20 protein-coding genes and 1 riboswitch are annotated in these 23,741 nt (G+C 43.1%); of the genes, 12 read left to right on the top strand and 8 right to left on the bottom strand.

The features are described from left to right. The first annotated feature begins 103 nt into the window (after nucleotides 1-103). From rpe to ABD894_RS02055, 3 genes are all read left to right on the top strand, one after another. Nucleotides 104-772 carry a ribulose-phosphate 3-epimerase gene (gene rpe, locus ABD894_RS02065; protein ID WP_345209316.1) on the top strand — a complete coding sequence of 223 codons (669 nt, stop codon included), beginning with the start codon at nucleotides 104-106 and terminating at the stop codon, nucleotides 770-772. A 162-nt stretch (nucleotides 773-934) separates the two neighbouring features. Continuing rightward, entirely contained in the window at nucleotides 935-2,002 is a 1,068-nt protein-coding gene (serC, locus tag ABD894_RS02060; protein WP_345209315.1) for a 3-phosphoserine/phosphohydroxythreonine transaminase, read from the top strand. Between the two features lie 114 nt (nucleotides 2,003-2,116). Then, nucleotides 2,117-3,070, top strand: a complete 954-nt coding sequence (locus ABD894_RS02055; protein ID WP_345209314.1) for a D-2-hydroxyacid dehydrogenase — start codon at nucleotides 2,117-2,119, stop codon at nucleotides 3,068-3,070. Nucleotides 3,071-3,221: 151 nt separating this feature from the next. Here ABD894_RS02055 and ABD894_RS02050 read toward each other — a convergent pair whose 3' ends face one another. Both ABD894_RS02050 and ABD894_RS02045 read right to left on the bottom strand, forming a co-directional pair. Further along, a complete protein-coding gene (locus tag ABD894_RS02050) occupies nucleotides 3,222-4,619 on the bottom strand; it encodes an MBL fold metallo-hydrolase (RefSeq protein ID WP_345209313.1) in 1,398 nt (465 codons plus the stop codon). A gap of 110 nt (nucleotides 4,620-4,729) precedes the next feature. Further along, nucleotides 4,730-5,512: an SAM hydrolase/SAM-dependent halogenase family protein gene (locus tag ABD894_RS02045; protein WP_345209312.1), complete on the bottom strand. Its 783-nt coding sequence runs from the start codon at nucleotides 5,510-5,512 to the stop codon at nucleotides 4,730-4,732. A 99-nt stretch (nucleotides 5,513-5,611) separates the two neighbouring features. Here ABD894_RS02045 and ABD894_RS02040 point away from each other — a divergent pair, with 99 nt between their 5' ends. The 4 genes from ABD894_RS02040 to ABD894_RS02025 all read left to right on the top strand — a co-directional run bounded on the left by ABD894_RS02040 (nucleotide 5,612) and on the right by ABD894_RS02025 (nucleotide 8,969). Beyond that, on the top strand, nucleotides 5,612-6,571 hold the full coding sequence (locus ABD894_RS02040) for a PhoH family protein (RefSeq protein WP_345209311.1): 960 nt from the start codon (nucleotides 5,612-5,614) through the stop codon (nucleotides 6,569-6,571). Nucleotides 6,572-6,655: 84 nt separating this feature from the next. Continuing rightward, complete coding sequence (locus tag ABD894_RS02035) at nucleotides 6,656-7,600, top strand: phosphoribosylaminoimidazolesuccinocarboxamide synthase (protein ID WP_345209310.1); 945 nt, start codon at nucleotides 6,656-6,658, stop codon at nucleotides 7,598-7,600. Nucleotides 7,601-7,652: 52 nt separating this feature from the next. Further along, the gene (locus ABD894_RS02030) at nucleotides 7,653-8,030 is read left to right on the top strand and encodes an STAS domain-containing protein (protein ID WP_345209309.1); all 378 of its coding nucleotides are present in this window, start codon (nucleotides 7,653-7,655) and stop codon (nucleotides 8,028-8,030) included. A gap of 21 nt (nucleotides 8,031-8,051) precedes the next feature. After that, the gene (locus ABD894_RS02025) at nucleotides 8,052-8,969 is read left to right on the top strand and encodes a ribonuclease Z (RefSeq protein WP_345209308.1); all 918 of its coding nucleotides are present in this window, start codon (nucleotides 8,052-8,054) and stop codon (nucleotides 8,967-8,969) included. Nucleotides 8,970-9,079: 110 nt separating this feature from the next. On the opposite strand, the gene ABD894_RS02020 is transcribed toward ABD894_RS02025, so the two are convergent. Both ABD894_RS02020 and ABD894_RS02015 read right to left on the bottom strand, forming a co-directional pair. Further along, nucleotides 9,080-10,021 (bottom strand): MlaD family protein, encoded by a 942-nt coding sequence (locus ABD894_RS02020; protein ID WP_345209307.1) that lies wholly within the window; start codon nucleotides 10,019-10,021, stop codon nucleotides 9,080-9,082. Between the two features lie 34 nt (nucleotides 10,022-10,055). Beyond that, nucleotides 10,056-10,958, bottom strand: a complete 903-nt coding sequence (locus ABD894_RS02015) for an N-acetylmuramoyl-L-alanine amidase family protein (protein WP_345209306.1) — start codon at nucleotides 10,956-10,958, stop codon at nucleotides 10,056-10,058. 98 nt (nucleotides 10,959-11,056) lie between these two features. Between ABD894_RS02015 and ABD894_RS02010 the strand changes: the two genes are divergently transcribed. The 3 genes from ABD894_RS02010 to ABD894_RS02000 are packed head-to-tail and all read left to right on the top strand — an operon-like array spanning nucleotide 11,057 to nucleotide 16,577. Continuing rightward, nucleotides 11,057-13,840 carry a putative LPS assembly protein LptD gene (locus tag ABD894_RS02010; protein ID WP_345209305.1) on the top strand — a complete coding sequence of 928 codons (2,784 nt, stop codon included), beginning with the start codon at nucleotides 11,057-11,059 and terminating at the stop codon, nucleotides 13,838-13,840. A 3-nt stretch (nucleotides 13,841-13,843) separates the two neighbouring features. Beyond that, complete coding sequence (locus ABD894_RS02005) at nucleotides 13,844-15,085, top strand: competence/damage-inducible protein A (RefSeq protein ID WP_345209304.1); 1,242 nt, start codon at nucleotides 13,844-13,846, stop codon at nucleotides 15,083-15,085. Between the two features lie 52 nt (nucleotides 15,086-15,137). Next, nucleotides 15,138-16,577: a dihydrolipoamide acetyltransferase family protein gene (locus ABD894_RS02000; RefSeq protein WP_345209303.1), complete on the top strand. Its 1,440-nt coding sequence runs from the start codon at nucleotides 15,138-15,140 to the stop codon at nucleotides 16,575-16,577. Nucleotides 16,578-16,659: 82 nt separating this feature from the next. On the opposite strand, the gene ABD894_RS01995 is transcribed toward ABD894_RS02000, so the two are convergent. The 4 genes from ABD894_RS01995 to ABD894_RS01980 form a co-directional block, all read right to left on the bottom strand. Then, a complete protein-coding gene (locus ABD894_RS01995; protein WP_345209302.1) occupies nucleotides 16,660-17,895 on the bottom strand; it encodes a homoserine dehydrogenase in 1,236 nt (411 codons plus the stop codon). After that, nucleotides 17,895-18,950, bottom strand: a complete 1,056-nt coding sequence (locus tag ABD894_RS01990) for a homoserine O-acetyltransferase family protein (protein ID WP_345209301.1) — start codon at nucleotides 18,948-18,950, stop codon at nucleotides 17,895-17,897. The genes ABD894_RS01995 and ABD894_RS01990 overlap by 1 nt, the downstream gene beginning before the upstream one ends. Before the next feature lie 66 nt (nucleotides 18,951-19,016). Further along, the gene (locus tag ABD894_RS01985; RefSeq protein WP_345209300.1) at nucleotides 19,017-20,342 is read right to left on the bottom strand and encodes an O-acetylhomoserine aminocarboxypropyltransferase/cysteine synthase family protein; all 1,326 of its coding nucleotides are present in this window, start codon (nucleotides 20,340-20,342) and stop codon (nucleotides 19,017-19,019) included. A 238-nt stretch (nucleotides 20,343-20,580) separates the two neighbouring features. Continuing rightward, nucleotides 20,581-20,691, bottom strand: a riboswitch (SAM riboswitch). A gap of 106 nt (nucleotides 20,692-20,797) precedes the next feature. Next, complete coding sequence (locus tag ABD894_RS01980; protein WP_345209299.1) at nucleotides 20,798-21,919, bottom strand: trans-sulfuration enzyme family protein; 1,122 nt, start codon at nucleotides 21,917-21,919, stop codon at nucleotides 20,798-20,800. A gap of 110 nt (nucleotides 21,920-22,029) precedes the next feature. Between ABD894_RS01980 and ABD894_RS01975 the strand changes: the two genes are divergently transcribed. Together ABD894_RS01975 and mqnE are read left to right on the top strand one after the other, a co-directional pair. Then, nucleotides 22,030-22,443, top strand: coding sequence for a hypothetical protein (locus ABD894_RS01975; protein WP_345209298.1), 414 nt, complete (start codon nucleotides 22,030-22,032; stop codon nucleotides 22,441-22,443). Nucleotides 22,444-22,502: 59 nt separating this feature from the next. Beyond that, nucleotides 22,503-23,696, top strand: coding sequence for an aminofutalosine synthase MqnE (gene mqnE, locus ABD894_RS01970; protein WP_345209297.1), 1,194 nt, complete (start codon nucleotides 22,503-22,505; stop codon nucleotides 23,694-23,696). The last annotated feature ends 45 nt before the right edge of the window (nucleotides 23,697-23,741 follow it).

Here is a 23,741-nt window from a genome sequence, read left to right as displayed (position 1 = left end):
GGCAAATGTTAATAACGTGTTATTTTTCCTCATTTTATACTTGTTTTTATCATACTTCTGAAGTATTTACTTATCCGTTTTAAGTAATTATTATATTTGGGGCATGAATCACGTAATTGCGCCATCAATATTAGCTGCCGATTTTGCTAACCTGCAACGGGATATAGAAATGGTAAACAGCAGTGAGGCCGACTGGTTTCATGTTGACGTGATGGACGGGTTATTTGTACCCAATATTTCTTTTGGTTTCCCGGTGATCAGCGCGGTAAAAAAGCATGCCCAAAAGCCGCTTGACGTGCATTTAATGATCACCGATCCCGACCGTTATCTTAAAGCGTTTAAACAAGCCGGCGCCGATAGTATTACCGTGCATTACGAAGCTTGCCCGCATTTGCATCGTACCATACAGGCTATAAAGGAGCTGGGTTGCAGGGCAGGAGTGGCTTTAAACCCGCATACGCCGGTAGCCTTACTGGAAGATATTATTACCGATCTTGATCTGGTATTGATCATGTCGGTTAATCCCGGCTTTGGCGGTCAAAAATTCATCGCGAATACATATAAAAAAATAAAACAGCTTAAACAGCTGGCCAATGAGCGCAACCCCAATTTATATATTGAAATTGATGGTGGTGTTGATGAAACCAACGCAGCAACGTTGATTGAGGCCGGTGCTAATGCCCTGGTAGCAGGCAGTGCAGTATTTTCGTCGGCCAGCCCGGCCGGAACGATATCAGCATTAAAGCACGCACACAGCCTGTATAAGGCGTAACTGACCAAACACTTACCATTAATTCTGATCTGTTAAAACAGATGCCGGGAGTTCAAAAAAAAGCAAATAAAGTCTACATACTTTGTCAAATTTATTAACTTCGGCGCGTCTAACAGATAATTGTAAACAGGTGATCCCCAAGGGTCACAACTCGCTAAATATATGAAACATAATTTCGGTGCCGGTCCGGGCATTTTACCACAGGAAGTTTTAAAACAAGCCGCAGCGGCGGTAATTAATTTTAACGGAACAGGGCTATCATTACTTGAAATATCGCACAGGTCGGCTGAATTTGAGGCAGTGTTAGATGAGGCAGTAAGCTTGGTGAAAGAACTGTTTGAAGTGCCATCGGGTTATTCGGTATTGTTTTTACAAGGCGGTGCAAGCACCCAGTTTGCTATGGTGCCTTATAACCTGTTGCCTGAAGGTGGTAAAGCCGCCTATGTAGAATCGGGCGTATGGGCTAACAAAGCATTAAAAGAAGCTAAATACTTTGGTACTGTTGATGTGGTTGCTACCTCAAAAGAGAGCAACTTTACTTACATCCCTAAAGATTTTGAAGTACCTGCTGATGCGGCTTACTTACACATTACATCAAACAATACCATTTACGGTACGCAATTACAACAGTTTCCGTCATCACCGGTACCGTTGGTGTGCGATATGTCGTCAGATATTTTCAGCCGCAAGGTTAACGTGGCCGATTTTGGTTTGATCTACGCGGGCGCTCAAAAAAATATGGGCCCGGCAGGTGTTACCCTGGTAATTGTTAAGGATGATATTTTAGGCAAGGTTGATCGTAAAATACCGGCTATGTTTAACTACCAAACACAAATTGAAGGTGGTTCAATGTACAATACGCCGCCGGTGTTTGCTATATACGTATCTATGTTAACACTTAACTGGCTTAAAGCTAAAGGTGGCGTTGAGGCTATTGAAAAAGATAACCTGGCTAAATCAAAAGCATTATATACCGAGATTGACCGCAACCCGCTGTTTAAAGCAGTTGCCGTTCCGGAAGATCGTTCGCACATGAATGTTTGCTTTGTGGCCGAAAATCCTGAGCACGAAAAACCATTCCTGAAACTTTGCGACGAAAAAGGTATCGTTGGCTTAAAAGGCCACAGAAGCGTAGGCGGTTTCCGTGCCTCAATTTACAACGCGTTGCCAATTACCAGCGTACACGTGCTGATAGAAACAATGCAGGAATTTGCTGAAAAGAATAAATAACCCCCTAACCCCCTGAAGGGGGAATGGAAAAAAATATAAATTCAAACCCCGGCACTTTGAAGGGATGCATTTTAAGCTCCCCCTTCAGGGGGCTGGGGGGTAATATAACCCATCATGATTAAAATATTAGCTAATGACGGTATTGACCCGGCGGGTAAAGCGCTTTTAGAGGCAGCCGGTTTTGTAGTAGATACCAACAACGTACCGCAGGAAGAGTTACCTGCACGTTTAAACGAATATGATGCCATTACTGTACGCAGCGCTACCAAAGTGCGCAAGGCGTTAATTGACGCTACACCAAACCTTAAACTGGTTGGCCGTGGCGGTGTAGGCGTTGATAATATTGATGTAGACTACGCTAAAGAAAAAGGTGTAGCGGTATATAATACCCCGGCATCTTCATCATTATCAGTTGCCGAACTGGTATTTGGCCATTTGTATGGCGGTGTTCGTTTCTTGTACGATAGTAACCGCAAAACCCCGGTTGAAGGCGCAACCAACTTTAACGGATTGAAAAAGGCTTACGCTAAAGGTGTTGAGCTTCGTGGCAAAACTTTAGGTATCCTTGGTTTTGGCCGTATCGGTCGTGAGGTGGCAAAAATTGCCATTGGCGTAGGTATGGAAGTTATCGCTTATGATCTTTTCCCGTTCAACCCTGAAGTGGAAATTGTATTAGGCGGTGGCACCAAAGTTAACGTTACCGTTAAAACTGCATCATTCGAAGAGGTTTTAAAACAATCTGATTTTATTTCACTGCACACACCATTTGTTGACAAACCATTAATTGGCGCTGCCGAAATTGAACTGTTGAAAAAAGGTGTTGGTTTGGTAAACTGCTCACGCGGTAACCTTATCGACGAAAGCGCTTTAATTGAAGCTTTAGATAGCGGTAAAGTAGCTTTCGCTGCACTGGATGTTTTCGAGAACGAGCCAACTCCTCGTCAGGATATATTAAGCCACCCTAAAATTTCTTTAACCCCGCACATTGGCGCAGCCACTAACGAGGCACAGGAAAGAATAGGCGTGGAGCTTGCCAACTTGATCATCGATCATTTTACAAAAGCATAAGTACACTAATTCTTCGGATTAAGAAGAATTACAAATTAAAAGGGACTAATTATAGCGGTTTTAAAGACGCTTTAATTAGTCCCTTTTTTAATGATATATCCTAAGGTAAGTTTAGTGCAATTCGGTTTAATTCGAAAAATTCGTAACTGTTTTATAGTTCATAAGCCACATCCTTTTCGGGGATGGTAACATTGTAGCCATCTGCTGTGAGGCTTTCGGAAAGGGCTTCCATGCTGCCGGTTTCGCCATGCACCAAAAACACATTTTTCAGTATTGATTTATCCTGGTGTTTGATGTTATTAATGAGGTCATCATGGTCGCCATGCGCGCTAAGTACATCGGTTTGTTTAATGGTGGCATAAACGGCAAGTTCGCGATCTTTAATATGCACGATAGGATCGCCGCGCAATAAACGGTGGCCCAGTGTTCCCTTAGCACAGTAACCGATGAACAGGATAGTGCAGTAATAATTTTGAATATTATAAAAAAGATGATCTTGTATACGGCCACCCTCCAGCATACCTGCCGATGATATGATAATGCAAGGCTCGAAATAGTTGGATACCTGTCTGCTGTCTTTCAGAGTTTCTACATAAGTAAGGTTATCAAAGTCAAACTCATCGCCTTTTTTATTGTAGAATTCCTGTGCCTCTTCGTTTACGAGGTTATGGTACTTTCTGAAGATCCCCGTTGCCATTACCGCCATAGGGCTGTCAACAAACACTTTTACAGCAGGTAACTTGCCGCTGGTGAAGATTTTATTTAGCGCGAATACCAGTGATTGTGTACGCCCAATGCTAAACGCCGGGATGATCAAACGGCCTTGTTCTTTAATGCAGGCTTTTTCAATAGTTTCAATCAGGGTATCCTCAACGCTTTTGTCTTTTGTGTGATACCTGCCGCCATAAGTAGCTTCAGAAACGATGTAATTAACCGCCGGAAGTTGCTCAGGATCATTGAGTACCGGGTAATTCTTACGACCGATGTCGCCTGTAAAAGCTATGGTTTTTTCCTCGCCGTGATCGTTGATCTTAAGTACTGCCGCAGCCGCGCCCAACAGGTGTCCAACGGGTACAAAGGTCAGTTCGATATCGCCATTCAACCTGAACGGACGGTTAAAGTTAATGGTGATAAAACGCTCAACAGTATCCATTACATGCTTTTGCAGGTATAGTGGCTGCGCGCCACTATTAAACTTTCCCTTGCCTTTGCCATGTTTGCGACCTTTATTAGCCTTATGCATAAATATACTTACCGAATCCATCAACAGCAGCTCGGTCAAATCGGCTGTGGGCGGGGTGCACAATATCTGTCCCTGAAAACCCAGGCGCACCAGGGTTGGCAAGTTGCCCGAATGGTCAATATGGGCGTGGGTAAGTATCACCACGTCAATTTCTTCGGGCCTGAACGGAAAGTTTTCGTTGCTTTGAATGCTGCGGTCTTTTTCGTAATCGAGGCCGCAATCAACTAATATTTTGTATTGTCCAATCTCCAGCAAATGCATGCTCCCGGTTACTTGCCGGGCTGCTCCATGTATAGTTAATTTCATTCTTTATCGTCTATAGCCCATAGTCCAGCAGACCATAGCGTTATGCAATGTTAGCTCAATATATGTAAAAACATATTAAGCTGTATTACTGCGTAAATAAAACTTGTTGTTTAAAGTGCTTCAAAGTCAATGATCACACTGTCGCCTAAGTTTAATCCCAGCAGGCCGCTGGCATTGCCCTTGTTTATGGCAATCTCTAAATGATCGCTTATACCAAACAGGCAAAGTTTTTCGCCCTCGGGCACCTCATTGTAATGCCAGCTGAGGTGGTTAATGGTTTCGTTGCGCTTAAAGTACAACGTAAACCGCCTGCCTTGCTGTATACGGTTAAAAAAGTCCTTGGTTATATTGGTTATCACATTCTGAAAAGAATCTACATAGATCACCGCGCCCTTAATGAGGTTTTTTTCAACCACGGGTTGCAGGTTCATTTTCTTTTCAATACCACTTACCCTTAAACCAATCTCCTCAATATCGTCGCCTTTGGCCAGGTGGCAGGCCGCCTTAACAAAAATATCTGCCAGCGGAAAATGCAGAAATTTAAGATCCTGCATAATGTTGATCTCAAATATGTCCTCCGGCTCCTCGTCAAACATCAGCGAGAATATACCATTATCGGCACCCACAAAATAGTGGTTCTTGTATTTAATGGCCAGGTATTTTGTAAAGGTGTTGTACACGGTATCAATCCCAATGAGGTGCACGGTTTCATCCGGAAAATAGTGATAACTATTTTTTAAAATGAACGCTGCCTGCTGTATATTGAAGGCCGAAACACTGTTGGTGATGTCAACTATATTTACTGTGGGTAATAATTTCAATATACTACCTTTAAGGGCAGCCTGATAAATGTCTTTATCGCCCAGGTCAGTAGTTAAAGTTATTATTGCCATTAATTTTTTAAATATTTATTGCTAATCTTGTAGTAGCTATTAAGGCTACAAATATCAATTTTTAATTCATAAATTTCGGATACTAAAAATCAATTTATATTGAACGAACTTAAATTATCCATAGAAAATGTTAACCCGGCGGTGCTGTGGGGGCCTAATAATGATCATTTTGAGATCATTAAAAAGCAGTATCCAAAACTGAAAATTGTTGCGCGGGGTAGTGAGGTTAAGGTATTGGGCGATGAGCATGAGATATTACTGTTTCAGGATAAGTTCAATGTTTTAGTACAGCATTTAGAGAAGTACGAAAGCCTTAGCGTAACTGATATTGAGCGTATTATGGGTGCAAAAGCATCTGCTGCGCCGGCTGCCGATTCGTCTCCTGATAAAGGAAACATGGGAGAGGTAATTGTGTTTGGCCCTAACGGTATAATGGTGAAGGCGCGTACCGCCAATCAGCGCCGTATGGTTGATAGCATTGCTAAAGACGACGTACTGTTCGCCATTGGCCCCGCCGGTACCGGTAAAACTTATACCGCGGTTGCACTGGCGGTAAGGGCGCTCAAGAACAAAGAGATCAAGCGCATCATACTAACCCGCCCGGCGGTTGAAGCAGGGGAGAACCTGGGTTTTTTACCGGGCGACCTGAAAGAAAAGATAGACCCGTACCTGCGCCCGTTATACGACGCGCTCGACGATATGATACCGGCCGAAAAGCTGAAACTATACCTGGAGAACCGTACTATTGAAATTGCCCCGCTGGCATTTATGCGTGGCCGTACGCTGGATAATTGCTTTGTGATATTGGATGAGGCCCAAAACGCTACCGATATGCAATTGAAGATGTTCCTTACCCGTATGGGCCCTACAGCCAAGTTCATCGTAACCGGCGACGTAACCCAGATAGATCTTCCCAAAAAACAACAATCAGGCTTACACACCGCGTTAAGGATATTGAACGACATAAAGGGCATCGGCATAATTTACCTGAGCGGCGAAGACGTAGTAAGGCACAAATTAGTAAGACGCATATTAGAAGCTTACGGAGATATACAGTAATTTTGTTGTGAGTTGTAAGTTGTGTGTTGCAGGTATTTTTGAGTTTACACACAACTTACAACCTTCAACATACAACTCAACTAAATGAACGCAATAAAAGAAACACATTTTAACTTTCCGGGGCAAACAGCATTTTATAAGGGGAAAGTACGTGACGTTTACACTATAAATAATAAATACCTGGCCATGGTGGTTACCGATCGCATATCAGCATTTGATGTGGTACTGCCGGAGCCAATTCCATATAAAGGACAAGTTTTAAACCAGATAGCCGCCAAGTTTTTGCAGGCAACTGCCGATATTGTACCCAACTGGGTAGTTACTGTGCCCGATCCGAGTGTTACCATTGGCCGTATTTGCGAGCCGTTTAAGGTAGAGATGGTGATACGTGGCTACTTAGCAGGACACGCATGGCGCGAATACAGTGCAGGCAGGCGTTCGGTTTGCGGTGTTGCATTGCCCGAGGGTTTAAAAGAAAATGATAAACTGCCCGAGCCTATCATAACGCCTACTACAAAGGCTTCTGTGGGCCACGACGAGGACATTTCTAAAGAAGACATACTGGCTAAAGGCATCGTATCTGCCGAAGATTATGCCCTGCTTGAAAAATATACCCAGGCATTATTTAAACGCGGTACGGAAATTGCTGCTAAACAGGGGCTGATACTGGTGGATACCAAATATGAATTTGGCAAAGCCGATGGAACCATTTACCTGATTGATGAGATCCATACGCCCGATTCGTCGAGATACTTTTATAGTGAAGGATTTGAGGAACGCCAAAACAATAATGAGCCGCAAAAACAGCTTTCAAAGGAATTTGTGCGTAAATGGCTTATAGAAAACGGCTTCCAGGGGAAGGATGGACAAACCGTACCGGAGATGACAGAAGAAAAAGTGCTGTCGATATCGGAAAGGTATATTGAGCTTTACGAGCAAATCACCGGCGATAAATTTGTAAAGCCAGAAAATGATAATGTATTGAACAGGGTAGAGCATGGTGTAAAAACCGCGCTTGAGCAATTATAAAATTCTCTTTAAACACAAAAAAAAATTATATTAGCTTTTTAATTATACAACAATGAAATTTACTGTTGACAAACACGAGAAGTATATATTGGTGAAGCTGAATGAAAATAAGTTAAATTCATTGGTTACCCCTCAGCTTAAATCAGAGCTGATCCTCATCAATACCGAAGGCCAGAGAAACATAGTGCTCGATCTTTCGCAGGTTAAGTTTGCCGATTCATCGGGCTTAAGCAGCCTGTTGGTTGGTCACCGTTTATGCAAAAACGCCGAGGGTTTATTTATCCTTGCCGGTTTAAACGATTCGGTTTCGCGCCTGGTTACTATTTCGCAATTAGATAATGTGCTTACCGTTGTACCTACAACTGAAGAAGCTATCGACCTTATCTTTATGGAAGAAATAGAAAAAGAATTAAAAAGAGAACTAAAATAATATTGTAACTGTTTTCCGGGTATGAGATTTGATGTAACGATACTTGGAAGCAGTTCTGCAACGCCTATATACAACAGGAACCCAACCTCACAGGCGTTAAATATTAACGATCATTACTATCTGATTGACTGCGGCGAGGGTACTCAACAGCAAATGTTACGCTTTGATGTAAAAGCGAGCCGCATCGATCATATTTTCATCAGCCATTTACATGGCGATCATTATCTTGGTTTAGTAGGCTTACTTTCATCATTGCACTTAAACGGCCGTATAAAGCCGCTTAAGCTATATGGACCAGCGCCGTTGATGGAGATCATCAACCTGCAATTAAAGTACTCTGAAACGGTTATTCAATACGAAATTGATTTTCGGGCTACCGATGCCACCAAGGCCGAAGTTATATTGGACAACCAGGATATTATTGTAGAAACTATCCCGCTCGATCACCGTATACCTTGTACCGGTTTTATCTTCAGGCAAAAAAAACGTTTGCGTAAGCTTATTAAGGATAGGATAGACCAGCTGCAAATACCAGTGCCATATTTTAGCGCACTTAAAAAGGGCGGTGATTATACTGCGCCCGATGGAAAGGTGTATGCCAACGAAGAACTCACTACAGCTCCCGACGAGCCTAAAACGTATGCTTATTGTTCGGATACGATGTACAACCCAAACTATTTTGAGCAGATAAAAGGCGCGACGTTACTATACCATGAGGCCACCTTTTTGCATAATATGCACGACAGGGCCTTACAAACACACCACACCACCGCCTTACAGGCTGGTGAGATAGCAGTAATAACACAAGCCCAGCGATTACTCATCGGGCATTTTTCGGCAAGGTACAAGAGCTTAAATGAGTTACTTGAAGAAGCTCAGAGTGTTTTCCCAGAAACGGAATTGGCTATTGAAGGTAAAACTTTTATTATCGGGGATTGAGGTATCGGTGTAGGCTTTAAAGAAGCTACAACTTATTAATTATAAAAAACGCGCCATTGTAAGTAGTTACTTCACAATGGCGCGTTTTTTATTCCTAATCAGCTACCAGATCAATCTTTCCCGCCGAATATCGAGAAGCTTACATAGCGTTTAGGATGTGCTTTAAGATCGATAAACAGGTTGTTCAGGTTTAACGAGGCATCACTAAGGTTTTTATATATGGTGGTGTCGTTCAGTAATAAACCTAATGAACCTTGGCGGCTGTTGATTCTGCTGGTAGTAGCTTGCAGGTCGGCCACCATCTTATCGGCATTAGCCAGCGTATTCTTAATATTTGAATTAGCCAGATCACCACTGAATTTTTCGAGATTGGTAGCGATGCCATCGAAATGTGCCGCGGTTGCTTTTAAATTGCTGGATACTGTAGCAGCGTTAAGCATCACCGTATTGATATGACCCGATTGCGAACCTACCAACGCGTCTATCTTTTTAGTAGTACCCTCTAAAGTTTGCAGTGAGTTAGCAATGCTCATAAAGCTGCGGTCAACATTTTTTTCAAACTGAGGATTCATAATACGGTTGATAGAACCTAATGATGAATCGATCTTTACGATCAGCTGTTCTACCTTTTTTTGGATAGGTTGCAGGCTTTCTGCCAAGCTGCCTTGTATATCTGCACGAAGGGTATCTTTATCTTCGGCCATTATTTTGCTGTTACCCAGCTCAAATATGATGGCTTTACCGCCTAAAAGATCGGTACTTTGCAATTGAGCAAGTGTGTTTGATGGGATATCATATTTAGGGTCAATTTTAAACTCGACAATGGTACGGCCATCCGGCTGCAATTCCATACCCGAAACACGACCGATCTGGTATCCGTTAACCAGTACCGGTTTTGATACGGTTAATCCTTCTACACTTTTATATATCGAATAAAATTTGTTCGACCCGGAAAATACGTCGTTTCCGTTAAGATAGCTGTATCCCAATATCAGGATAGTGATACCTATTGCCGTAAAGGCGCCTATTTTGGTTTCGTTAGTTATTTTCAAGGTAGTGTATGTTTAGATGAATATGTGTTAAATTTTAATTTTCAACCTGTTTTTTATAATTCTTAATCGCTTGCAGCACTGATGCTACAATTTCGTTTTGTCCTTCTTCTGAAGTTAAATAAGCCTCATCGTCAGGGTTATTGATAAACCCGGTTTCAACCAGTACGGCCGGCATGGCAGTGTGGTCAAGCACCAGTACAACCTGTTCTTTAACGCCCGCGCTTACACGACCATCAGTATCGGTAAACTCATTATCAATTAAAGTAGCCAATCTGATACTTTGTTTACGGTACTTATCCCTGAAGGTATTCAAAAGGATAACCGAAGCCGGGTTTTCCGGATCGTAACCAGCGTAGTTATCTTTGTAATCCTTTTCAGCATAAATAACGGCGTTTTCACGTAAGGCCTCTTCTTGTGCGCCAACCCTGCGCGAACCGTATACCAGTATCATAGCTCCTTTTCCTGAACGGTTAGGAACCGAAACTGTTTTATATATAGGTATCTTTTTACCTTTCTTGCCTTTTTTGTAGCCGGTTACTTCAGTAACGCGACGGCCGGCCAAAGAGTTACAGTGAAGAGAAATAAATAACTGTCCCTGGTTTTTGTTGGCGATGTCCGACCGTCTGTGCAACTCAATAAAGTTGTCGTCGGTACGTGTCATGATCACGTTTACATCTTTTAAATCTTTTTCTATGGCTTTTTGTAATTTTAATGCCAAAGCAAGCGTTACAGTCTTTTCATTGGAATGGGAACCAAAGGCGCCGGGATCGTGGCCGCCGTGGCCGGCATCAACAACAATAGTTTTTATTTTAAAACCTGACGTTTGAACAGTGTCTCTTTTTGGTTTACCATCATCATTTTGAAAAGAAGAAAGTGTAAATAAAATAAGTAGCAGGGGGAAGTAATAATTCAATCTTTTCAATGTTTTATTTTTCATTATGTTTGAGCGCTGTTTAACTATATCTGCAAAAATACTATTCATAATCAATTTTGAAATTCGTTAGTCTATTTTTTCTGCTCGCAATTGTTTTAATAGTGAATGTGATAGCTGCCGGAAACAAGAGCGGAAACAGCAAACATAAACTATTAAGAGATACTATTATAAAACTCGACCCAAATTCGGCACAAGACCGAAAATTGATGCGGGGAATTAAAAAAGCAGCTCCCAAACCTGTTGTAAAAAACAATGGCACCAAAAAAGATACCATCCCGAAGGATACCACTAAACGTGATAGCACTAAAAAAAGTACCTTAATACCGGGTGCAGGTACATTACAGCCCGGTGGTGAAGATACGACAGTAAACGACCCCGATGGTTTAAAATCGGAAGTAAAAGCGACTGCCGAAGATTCAACCATTTTTGATAAAGAAAAGAACATCATGTACCTGTATGGCCGTGCCCGGGTAACTTATGAAGATTTTGAGCTGGATGCCGATTATATACGTGTAGACAATAAGAACAATACCATTTTTGCAGCCGGTAGCATTAACCCGCGTACGCACCGTTACCAGGGCAGGCCTATATCTAAACAAAAGAATGATAAGCCCCTGTATTCGGATTCGTTGCGGTTTAATATGAAAAGCAAAAAGGGTAAGATTTATAACCCGGCATCAGAGCAGGATGGTAACTTTATTTCGGGCGGGCAGGCAAAAAAGCTGAACGAAACTGAAGTAGCTTACCGCAATGTACTTTTCAGTACCTGCGATCTGCCTTATCCCGAAACACACTTTGGTATAGTAATTACCAAAGGTATCGGCGAAAAAAATAAGATCATATCAGGCCCGGCATACCTGGAGATCGCGAATGTGCCGTTACCCTTGGCTATCCCGTTCGGTTTCTTCCCTAAGCCCAATACGCGCTCGTCGGGTGTGATATTGCCTACTTTTGGTGAAGATCAGCGTTACGGTTTCTTCCTGCGTAACCTCGGTTACTATATCGCCTTTAACGATTATCTGGACATGACCTTTAATGGTTCATTTTATTCAAGAGGATCATACGAGTTGAGCGGTGCAGGCCGTTACCTGAAACGTTATAAATACCAGGGTAACCTTACATTAAGCTACGGTTCGCACAATATAGGCTTACCGGGCGACCCTGCCGCGAAAGATTTTAACATCGCCTGGACACACAGCCAGGATCCGAACGCGCATCCGGGAAGTACATTCAGTGCATCGGTAAACGCGGGTACATCAAGTAACTTTATTAATAACGGTGCCAGTCAGGGTTATAATTTACAGCAGTTAACCCAAAATAACTTCCGTTCGAGTATCGCTTATGGTAAAGTATGGGCGGGTACGCCTTTCAACTTAAACGTGAGCTTAAGCCATAGCCAGGATATTACCCGTAAACGTGTAACGCTGGATCTACCTACAGTGGCTTTCAACATGTCTACCCTTAGTCCGCTGGATAGTAAAGACAGGGTAGGTGAAGCGAAGTGGTACCAAAAAATTACGGTAGGTTACTCTTTTCAGGCAACTAATAAATTGAACGATATCCCTGAGGCCGATCTGTTTACCAAGCAAACATTAACCAAACGTTTGCAAAATGGTTTCCAACATCAAATACCTATTGGTTTGAGTTTGAACGTACTTAAGTTTTTCCAATTTAGTACATCAGCCAACTATAACGAGCGCTGGTATCTGCAAACCATTCGCAAAAGTTACGACAGGAACAACACCAACGTAGGTTCAAACGTAGCTACTATTGATACGGTAAGCGGTTTCGCAAGATCGGGTGAGTATAACCTGAGCGCCGGTTTCTCAACCAAAGTATACAGCCAGGCTAACTTTAAAGGTAAAATATCAGCGATAAGGCACGTAATGACGCCAAATCTTAGTTTCAGTTACAAGCCTGATTTCTCGTCACCGGGCTATGGTTATTATCGTACGGCGGTAAGTAACGCTTCGTTACCATATACAGCTACGGCGCAAACATACTCTATATTTGAGCAGTCTATTTACGGCGGGCCATCAGCAGGCCGGCAGGCGGGCATAGGTTTCAACGTTGATAATACGATCGAAGCAAAACTAAGACCGAGCGCTACCGATACCTCGAATACTCCCCGGAAGATCCAGATATTACAAGGTTTATCGTTCTCTACCTTTTATAACTTCGCGGCCGATTCAATGCGTTTGTCGAAGATCAGTTTCTCGGGCCACACCGCTTTCCTGAATCAAAAGGTGAACGTAAGCTTTAACGGTTTGCTTAACCCTTATGTGGTGGATGTGCGAGATTCTATCAGCAACGGTGCTATCACCCGTTATTCGCGCGAGCGTAACCGTTTTACCTGGCAGGATGGCAAATTTCCGAAACTGGAAAGCTTTGGTTTCTCCATGAGCGGTAGCTTAAACTCAACATCTATCAATCCGAAAAGGAAGCAGACTGACGCGAATACGATACAGAACATGACGCCTGAACAGGCACAAAAACTGGCCTACATCAACAGCGATCCATCGGCTTACATCGATTTTAATATTCCGTGGAATGTGTCGTTCAGCTACAATTTTCAGTATCAGAACAGCGGTGTATTAAAAACCACTACCAATACCATTCAAATGAGCGGTGACTTTAGCTTAACGCCCAAATGGAAGGTACAATACTCCACCAACTACGATTTGAATGCCATGAAGCTGAGTAGTGCCACATCGTTCGCTATTTACCGCGACCTGCATTGCTGGGATCTTTCGGTACAATGGCTGCCGTTTGGGTATTTCAAGTCGTATAACGTAACTATCAAGGTAAAATCATCTATATTGCAAGACCTCAAACTGACTAAGCGTAGTGACTACAGCGCTAACCAGTATTTTGGAGGCTATTAAACTATGTTAGCAGAAATTATAACAATAGGCGACGAAATACTTATCGGCCAAATTGTTGATACCAATTCGGCGTGGATGGCGCAGGAACTTAATGCCATTGGCATCAGGGTGAAACAGATCTCGTCTGTATCGGATGACAAGCAGCATATCCTTAACGCGCTAAAAGAAGCAACAGGCAGGGCCGATATTGTTTTTATAACCGGAGGCCTCGGCCCCACAAAAGATGATATCACCAAAAAAACACTGGCCGAATACTTTGGTGTAGGCATGGTAGAAAATGCCGAAGCGCTGGAAAATGTGACCAGTATTTTCAAACGCTATAACCGCCCTTTGCTGGAGGTTAATAAACAGCAAGCCCTGGTGCCCGAAAACTGCGAGGTGATACTTAATAAAAACGGTACCGCACCGGGTATGTGGTTCAACAAAAACGGCAAAATATATGTATCGATGCCGGGCGTACCCTTTGAGATGATGTATATGATGGAAGAGCAGGTGTTGCCGAAAATAAAGTCGGTAGCGCAATTGCCGGTCATCATCCATAAAACCATTTTAACGGTAGGCGAGGGGGAATCCTTTTTAGCCGAACGCATTGCCGATATTGAAGATGCCCTGCCGCCATATATTAAGCTGGCCTATTTGCCCAAACTGGGTATGGTAAGGTTGCGTTTAAGCGGATATGGCGAAGTAGAGGAGTCTTTACTACGAGAAAAAATAGAAGAATATGCCTCGAAAATAATTGAGCGCGTAGGCAATGTGGTAGCGGCTACTGAAGATATTACGCTGGAACAGGCTATCATGAACAATATGGCCGCTAAAGGCCTTACGTTATCAATAGCCGAGAGCTGTACGGGCGGATATATTTCGCACCTGTTTACGCAACATCCCGGTTCATCAAGGGTGTTTTTGGGCGGTACCGTTTCGTACTCAAACGATTTGAAAGAAAGTATACTGGGCGTTGAGCATCAAACCATTGTACAATATGGCGCGGTAAGTAAAGAAACCGCCACCGAGATGGTTGAAGGCGCATTGCGCAACTTTAAATCTGACTATGCCATAGCGGTTACCGGTATAGCCGGCCCTGATGGCGGCACGCTTGAAAAACCTGTAGGTACGGTTTGGATAGCAGTGGCATCAGCACAACAAACTATAGTAAAGCTGTTCAATTTTAACAATAAAAGGAAGCAGGTAATAGAGCGTTCGGCCATAAGCGCGCTGGGCTTATTAAATAGTTTACTGAACAAATAGTGCGTAATAGTGCGCAAATACTTATTTTTGACCTACCAACTGTATATCATATATGGCGAAATATCAACTTTTACTACCTAAAATGGGTGAAAGTGTTGCGGAGGCAACTATAATAAAATGGGTAAAATCTCCTGGAGATTTTATTGAAGCTGACGATACAGTAGTTGAAATTGCTACAGATAAGGTTGATTCAGAGGTGCCATCACCCGTGTCAGGCAAACTGGTTGAGCTATTATTTCAGCAGGACGATGTTGTGCAGGTAGGCGATACTATAGCCATTATTGAAACCGAAGGCGCTGATGAACCATCGAATGACTATCAGCAGCAGCCCGAGCAAATAAATAACAATTACACAAACGATACCGCTTACCAGGCACCTGTTGTTGAAACGACACAACCTGTGATAACCCAGCAATTTGAACCTGAAGTAAATATTCCGGGTACTGAATTGCTGACACCGCCGCCTGTCGCTGCCCCGCAGAACTTTAAAGATACGGCTAGGTTCTATTCGCCATTGGTGAAAAGCATTGCCGCTACCGAAGGAATTGGTTTAGCTGAACTGGACAGTATACCCGGTAATGGTGCCGACGGACGTTTGACTAAAGACGACCTGATCGCTTATATTAACAGCGGCCGCAGGACTCAGACTGTGTACGAAGCGCCTCAACAGGAAACGGCTCAGCCGGTAACACCAGTTGCTGAATTTAACCCGCCTGTTACGCCACCACCTGCACCGGTTTCAATACCACTGCCGACACCGGCACCAGCTGTATCAGTATCCGGCGGAGATGAGATCATTGAAATGGACAGGATGCGTAAACTGATTGCCGACCACATGGTGATGAGTGTGCAAACCTCGCCGCATGTTACCTCGTTTGTTGAAGCCGATGTAACCAACCTGGTTCAATGGCGCGATAGGATAAAGGGCAAGTTTGAAAAACGCGAGAACGAAAAAATAACCTTCACCCCGATATTTATTGAGGCGGTGGTAAAAGCGATAAAAGATTTCCCGATGATCAATATATCTGTAAACGGTAACCAGATCATCAAAAAACGGGATATCAATATAAGCATGGCTACAGCACTGCCAAGCGGTAACCTTATTGTGCCGGTTATTAAAAAAGCCGACGGTTTAAACTTAGTAGGAATCACCAAGGCCGTTAATGATTTAGCTGCACGTGCGCGTGCCAATAAACTACAGCCCGATGATATTAAGGATGGTACGTTTACCATTACTAACGTGGGCTCGTTTGGTAACGTGATGGGCACGCCTATCATTAACCAGCCGCAGGTAGCCATTTTAGCGGTAGGTACTATTAAAAAGAAACCGGCCGTAATTGAAACACCGCAGGGCGATACCATAGGTATCAGGCAAATGATGTTCCTGTCATTATCTTATGATCACCGTGTGGTTGATGGAATGCTGGGAGGTTCGTTTGTGCGACGCGTGGCCGATTACCTGGAAAACTGGGATGTGAACCGCGAATTGTGAACAGATAATTTATAAAACGCTATAAAAAAAGAAAAGCTTCCGGGAGGAAGCTTTTCTTTTTTAGTTACAACCGTATTACCTACTAAAATAATTCGGCTGCTTGTTTTGATGCCGTAGCTAAGCTGACCCCTGTTAGCTGATCGGCGAAGGCAACGAATGCCCTCTCTTCCAATATACGGTATTGGTTATCGATCAGATTTTGCAAATTAACTTTTCCTACAATATACTTATAAGTATCTGATACATAGCGTTCGTGAATGTGTTCGAAGTTCAGCGCTTCTACCAAACTATCATTTTCGTAACGTAAGTAGATGTTCAGCTCAATATCATTGGTGAATTTAAGATTGCCCTTTTCTTTGGCTTTCTTGTATTCGTAATGGTAATCATAACGCAGCGCGGTAATGTCCGACAGTACGGCAGCACCCGTTGGGTGACCACCGGCTCCCTTACCGAAGAAGAACTGCTGATCGGCAAAGGCCGCCTGTACCACTACGCCGTTGTATTCGTACTCTACGTTGTACAAAAACTCGCTTTCGCCTACAAATTTCGGCAACACGAATAAGGCAACGTGGCCTTTATCCAGCTCTTTAATTACCGGCACCAGTTTTACTTTTAATCTCTTTTCGCGGGTATACTGTACATCATTGGCCGATAGGGTTTGTATACCGATGTTCAATACATCATCGGGGTTTACAACCACACCATAAGCATGGGCTGCCGCGATAACCGCTTTGTATTTAGCATCAAAACCACCAACGTCAGATGTCGGGTCGGTTTCGGCAAAGCCCAGATCTTGCGCTTGTTTCAACGCGCTGTCATAATCCAGCCCGTCTAAGTAACCTTTTGACAGGATATAGTTGGACGAACCATTGAAAATACCGCTTACCGAGTGCAGCAATTCATTATCATAATACTCTTCGAGATTACGGATGATAGGGATACTTCCACAAACCGAACCTTCGTATAACAATGATGTGCCGTATTCGTGCTGAAGATCAATCAGTTCTTTCAAATAAGTAGCGATCATTTTTTTACTGGCCGATACCACGTTTTTACCCGATTTAAGCGCGGTAGATACAATCTCATAAGCAGCTTCGGTATCATTGATCAGCTCGATGATGATATTTATCTCCGGGTTGTTCAGCAGTTCATCCTTATCAGTAGTGAAGAGGGTAGAAGGCAGCGAACGTTGTTTGTCCGGGTTTTTTATAGCGATCTTAACGATCTCCAGGTTTAAATTCTTTGTCTTGATGATATCATACAATCCTTGTCCAACAACTCCAAATCCAAATAATCCAATAGTTAGTTTCTTACTCATTACGCAATTCGTTGCAATTCAATAATCTTTCCCTTAACATCTGTTTTAAAGAAAGAGGTGATAATATTTGTTAAAGCTTCTGTTTCAATTAAAAATCCATCGTGCCCGTAAAGCGAATCAAATTCAGAGAATGATGCCTTCGGGATATGCTGGAAAAGGTATTGTTGTTCTTCTACCGGGAACAGCACGTCTGATTTTATGCCGATCACCAATGTTTTGGCTTTGATAAGGCTCAACGCTTTTTCAACGCCGTTACGGCCGCGGCCTGCATTATGCGAATCCATCACCTTGGTTAAATACCAGTAGCTGTATGCGTTAAAGCGGTTCACCAGTTTTTCGCCCTGGTAACTTTGATAGCTTGATGCCTTGTAGTTGTCGGTTCTGTTGTCGTCATCTTCCTGCTGGGTTACATTGTAGGTTTTATAACCACGGTAAGATATTAAGGCAATGCTGCGCGCTGCTTTTAAACCTTTAGCGCCGCCTTCGGGTGAGTTGTTGTAGAAAGTACGGTCGGCAGTAAGGGCAAGCCTTTGCGACTCATTAAAAGCAATACCCCATGATGAATGACGGGCATTTGTAGCGATAAGTATCAGATTTTTAATACGCTCAGGCTCAATAATTGACCATTCTAACGATTGCTGGCCACCTAATGAACCACCGATAAGGATATGGATATCTTCGATATTCAAATAATCAGCCAGTAGCTGATGCGCCTTAACAATATCCCTTATGGTAAATTGCGGAAATGCCAAATAATAAGGCTGCCCGGTAACCGGGTTTGTACTTAGCGGATTAGTAGTACCATAAGGCGAACCCAAAATATTGGCACACACAATAAAATGTTCTTCGGGATTAAAATAGTTATCCTTACCGAATAAACCCTGCCACCAATCAAGCACGTCCGAATTGGCAGTCAACGCATGGCACACCCAAACCACATTATCCTTGTTTTTGTTCAGCTTGCCGTAGGTGTTAAAACCTATTTCAAGATCATGCAACTCGCTGCCCGACTCAAGTGTAAATGTTTTAGTGTACTTAAATACTTCTGTGTTCATATATATTATTTAAGTCCCTCCCCAACGGAAGGGACTTTTTAATTTGTATAGCCCGTGCTAAATGGTTTACACCAATTCGGCTTCGGGTTGTTTTATTTTATTGAAGGCTTGTTCAAAATCGCCTTTAATATCATCAATATGTTCAATACCAACCGCTACGCGTAACAGGGTAGGCGTAACGCCGGCAGAAAGCTGCTCTTCATCGCTCAATTGCTGATGCGTAGTAGCCGATGGCTGTATGATCAGCGTTTTCGCGTCGCCTACGTTTGCCACATGACTCACCAGTTTTAGGCTGTCAATTATTGCACCGGCGTTTTCTTTATCGCCTTTTACCTCAAATGACAGTACTGCGCCAAATCCGTTTTTTAAATACTTTTTAGCCAGCGCGTTATACGGTGATGATGCCAAACCCGGATAGTTTACTTTGGCTACCAAAGGATGCTGTTCCAGCCATTTGGCCAGTTCGAGCGCATTATCAATATGGCGTTGTACGCGTAACGACAGGGTTTCTAATCCCTGAACCAATAACCAAGAATTGAATGGGGATTGCGACGGACCGAAATCGCGCAGGCCTTCTACACGGGCACGTATAATAAATTGGATATTACCAAACGGACCGCCAATACCGAATACATCGCCAAATACTAAACCATGATAACCTTCGGCCGGTTCGGTGAATTGAGGATATTTGCCATTGGCCCAGTTATAATTACCGCCATCAACTATTACACCGCCAATGCTTGTACCATGGCCGCCTATCCATTTAGTAGCCGATTGTACTACCACATGCGCGCCATGCTCCAGCGGACGGAACAAATATCCGGCAGCGCCGAAAGTATTATCTACTATTAAAGGCAGGTCGTGTTTTTGTGCTACAGCGGCAATCTTTTCAAAATCAGGGATGTTAAAGCCCGGATTACCAATGGTTTCGAGGTAAATGGCTTTTGTTTTATCGTCGATAAGTGCTTCTATGTTTTCGGCAGTATCATCTTTGGCAAAACGTACATCGATACCAATGCGTTTAAAGGCTACTTTAAACTGGTTATAAGTGCCGCCGTATAAAAATGGTGAGGTAACAAAGTTATCTCCAAGCTGTAAAATATTATTTAAGGCCAAAAACTGCGCTGCCTGGCCGGATGCCGTTGCTAATGCCGCTACACCACCTTCTAAGGCTGCTACCCGTTTTTCAAAAACATCGGTAGTGGGGTTCATTATGCGGGAGTAGATATTGCCAAACTCTTTCAGTGCGAACAGGTTAGCGCCATGCTCGGCACTGTTAAAAACATATGAAGTAGTTTGGTATAAAGGTACAGCGCGTGAACCTGTTGTTGCATCTGCTTCCTGACCTGCGTGTAATTGTAGTGTTTCGAATTTTAAATTTGTAGTAGACATGATATGTTAAGATTTTAATTGTTTGTAAATGATCAGTTTGTTTTACCGTGTGCGCAAAGCAGGATAATAGCATCCCGACAGGAGCAACACGCGTATTTTTCAGGAAAATGAAAATGGGAACGTGTTACTGAATCAACAGCAGCAACACATACAAATACAAATAGCAAATGAATTGCCGGTTGGGGTAACCTGTTGTATCTTACTTTCTTTGACTTGTACTAAACTTTTCATGGTGGTTAATTTATATTCCCCGGGATCCATTCTCCGGGCCAGGAATTGGCACCTTCTTCAAATTGAAGGGTTGCCAGTGGGTTGTTGAGCCTGATCTCTCGCCACTTCTTTATAAACCAAAATTCGCCGGTTGGCGGAACAATGATCTTAATATTTGCTACCAAATAATGTTTCAAAGATATGTTAATTGAATACTTATCTCCAAATTTTATTTTTATTTATGCTTAAAAACTGTTAAAAGCCGCTTTAAGGTCGGCAATAAGGTCATCAATATGCTCTAAACCTACTGATACCCTAAGCAGGTTTCGGGGCGTTTTGGTGTCGAGCCCTTCTACCGATGCACGGTGCTCTATCAGGCTTTCAACACCACCCAGGCTGGTGGCCTGTGTAAACAGCTTTACACTATTTACTACCTTACGGGTATCATCTTCACTGCCTTTTATGCAAAAAGACAGCATCCCGCCAAAGCTCAGCATTTGCGCCTTAGCTATATCATGCTGCGGGTGCGATGGCAAGCCCGGATACATTACACGTTCTACCTTCGGATGATCTTCTAAAAACTGGGCTAATAGCTGCGCGTTGTTTACATGGCCGCGCACACGGTAAGGCAGTGTTTTGATACTTCGTACTAAATAATAGCAATCCATAGGCGAGGGGATAGCGCCACCCATTTCCTGTACCTGGCGGATCTTTAACCACCAGTCGCTTTTTTCGGCGGCAATTAAGGCGCCGCCCATCAGGTCGCTGTGGCCGCCGAAGTATTTGGTAGCCGAGTGCATTACCAAATCGGCCCCTAACGCGATAGGCTGCTGGCATACAGGTGTGGCGAAAGTATTATCGCACACTACTTTAATACCTTTGGCATGAGCTATTGCAACTGCCTTTTTAATATCGGTAAGCTTCAATAACGGGTTCGATGGGGTTTCTATCCATATTACACCGGTATTGGGTTTTATATGCTGTTGTAGTAATTCGGTATCGTTCACATCAATAAAATCGAACTCCAGTATACCTGCAAACAAGTTTTTGATTTGGTTGCGTAAACCATGGTACATATCATCAGGTAATATGATATGTGTGCCCGCAGGTAACGATTGGAATACCGCCATGCCCGCTGCATTGCCCGATGAAAACGCTGCTGCCTCAATACCGCCCTCCAGTTGAGCAAGCACCTGCTCTAAAGCGCTCCGGTTGGGATTAGACGAACGGCTGTATATATAACCTCCCGGATAACCGCCATCTTCGCCACGTTCAAATGTGGTCGACATGATGATGGGCTGTATCACCGCTTTCGTGGTCGGGTCGTTATGGTTGCCGGCGTGTATGGCTATGGTTTCGATATTCATAAGGCAGAAAATTATGCCCCAAATTAAGCAACATTAATTTATTTGATTGTAGCGTTCGCAATAATTTTACCGTAATAAGTTTACAACCCCAACGTTACAACCCCATTTTTATGAAAAGTTTAGTATGCTCCATATTGGTGATCTGCGCGGTATCATGCAATAAAGAAGATTTGAAAACAGCAGGCAATATCAGCACCGATAAGCTGTACGGTAAGTGGAAATGGGTGCAATCAACGGGAGGCTTTGCGGGCAGAACTATTACGCCGCAATCTGAAGGTTACCGTTCTTCGGTTGAGTTTAAACGGAATAATACGGCTACTTTTTATCGTAACGATTCGCTTACAAACCAATCGGCATTTACGCTTAGCAAGGATAAAACTATTTTTTCTGAAGATCCGGCTTATATCATTAAATATCAGAACGGTGGCTTAGATCAGGTGATAGTAAAAGCTAAAAATGATACGCTTGTTTTGGCCGATAACGTTAATGACGGCTTCGCTGTACAGTACGTAAAGGATAAATAGTTACACGCCTGTGATATTCTGATGCAGCAATTACGTATTTTTGCTGTAAAGTTTTTTAGATGGCAGCTGACAATAATTTACAAGTACTATTACAGGACCCAAGCTTATCTGCTGATTTAAAACACATTGCTCAAAAGGTACTCAACCACCAGCGTATCACCTTTGATGAAGGTGTTTTATTATATGAAAAAGGCGAACTGGGCTATTTAGGTACTCTCGCCAACTACATTCGCGAAGAAAAGCACGGCGATAAAACATATTTTAACCGTAATTTCCATATCGAACCAACCAATCTTTGCGTGTACGATTGCAAGTTCTGCTCGTATTCGAGGTTGCTGAAACAACGTGCCGATGGTTGGGAATATACCATGGAAGAGATGCTCGACATCGTAAAAAAATACGATAATGAGCCTGTTACCGAGGTGCACATTGTAGGTGGTGTGTTACCGCAGTACGATGTTCCTTTTTATGCCGAATTGTTCAGGCGCATTAAAGAACACCGTCCCGATCTGCATGTAAAGGCTTTAACACCTGTTGAATATCACTATATATTTAAGAAAGCTAAAATTGACTACGCCACTGGGATGGCTCTGATGAAGGATGCCGGGCTGGAATCAATGCCGGGTGGTGGTGCCGAAATTTTTCATGAAGAAATTCGCGATCAAATAGCTAAAGATAAATGTACTGCCGACCAATGGCTGCAAATACACGAAGAGTGGCATAAACTGGGCATGCGCTCGAATGCTACCATGTTGTATGGTCACATCGAAAAATACCGGCACCGGGTTGACCACATGGAACGTCTGCGCCAATTGCAGGATAGAACAGGTGGTTTCCAAACTTTTATTCCGCTGAAATTCCGTAATAAGGATAACCAGATGTCGGATGTGCCCGAATCAACCGTGATTGAAGACTTGCGTAATTACGCTATCGCGCGCATTTATTTGGATAATTTCGATCATATTAAAGCCTATTGGGCCATGATCAGCCGCACTACGGCACAGCTCTCGTTAAACTTTGGGGTAGATGATATTGACGGTACACTCGACGATACTACCAAGATCTATTCAATGGCAGGTGCCGAAGAGCAGACTCCTGGCATGAGTACCAAAGAAGTGGTTGAGCTGATAAAGAATGTCGGCCGCTACCCAATAGAACGCGATACCTTATATAATGTAGTTACCGACTACAACGATTTTCAGTTTGCCGAAGAAGCCAAGCCGAGGTTTTATAAGTTACCGGTGGTTAATTAGGTTAAAGCTGAAAGGCTAAAGCTTAAAGGTAAAAGCGAAAGGTTT

It is taken from the genome of Mucilaginibacter gynuensis (genome assembly GCF_039541195.1).
Lineage (GTDB): Bacteria > Bacteroidota > Bacteroidia > Sphingobacteriales > Sphingobacteriaceae > Mucilaginibacter > Mucilaginibacter gynuensis.
The sequence above is the reverse complement of the archived record's forward strand: the minus strand, read 5'-3'. Positions and strand labels throughout refer to the sequence as shown.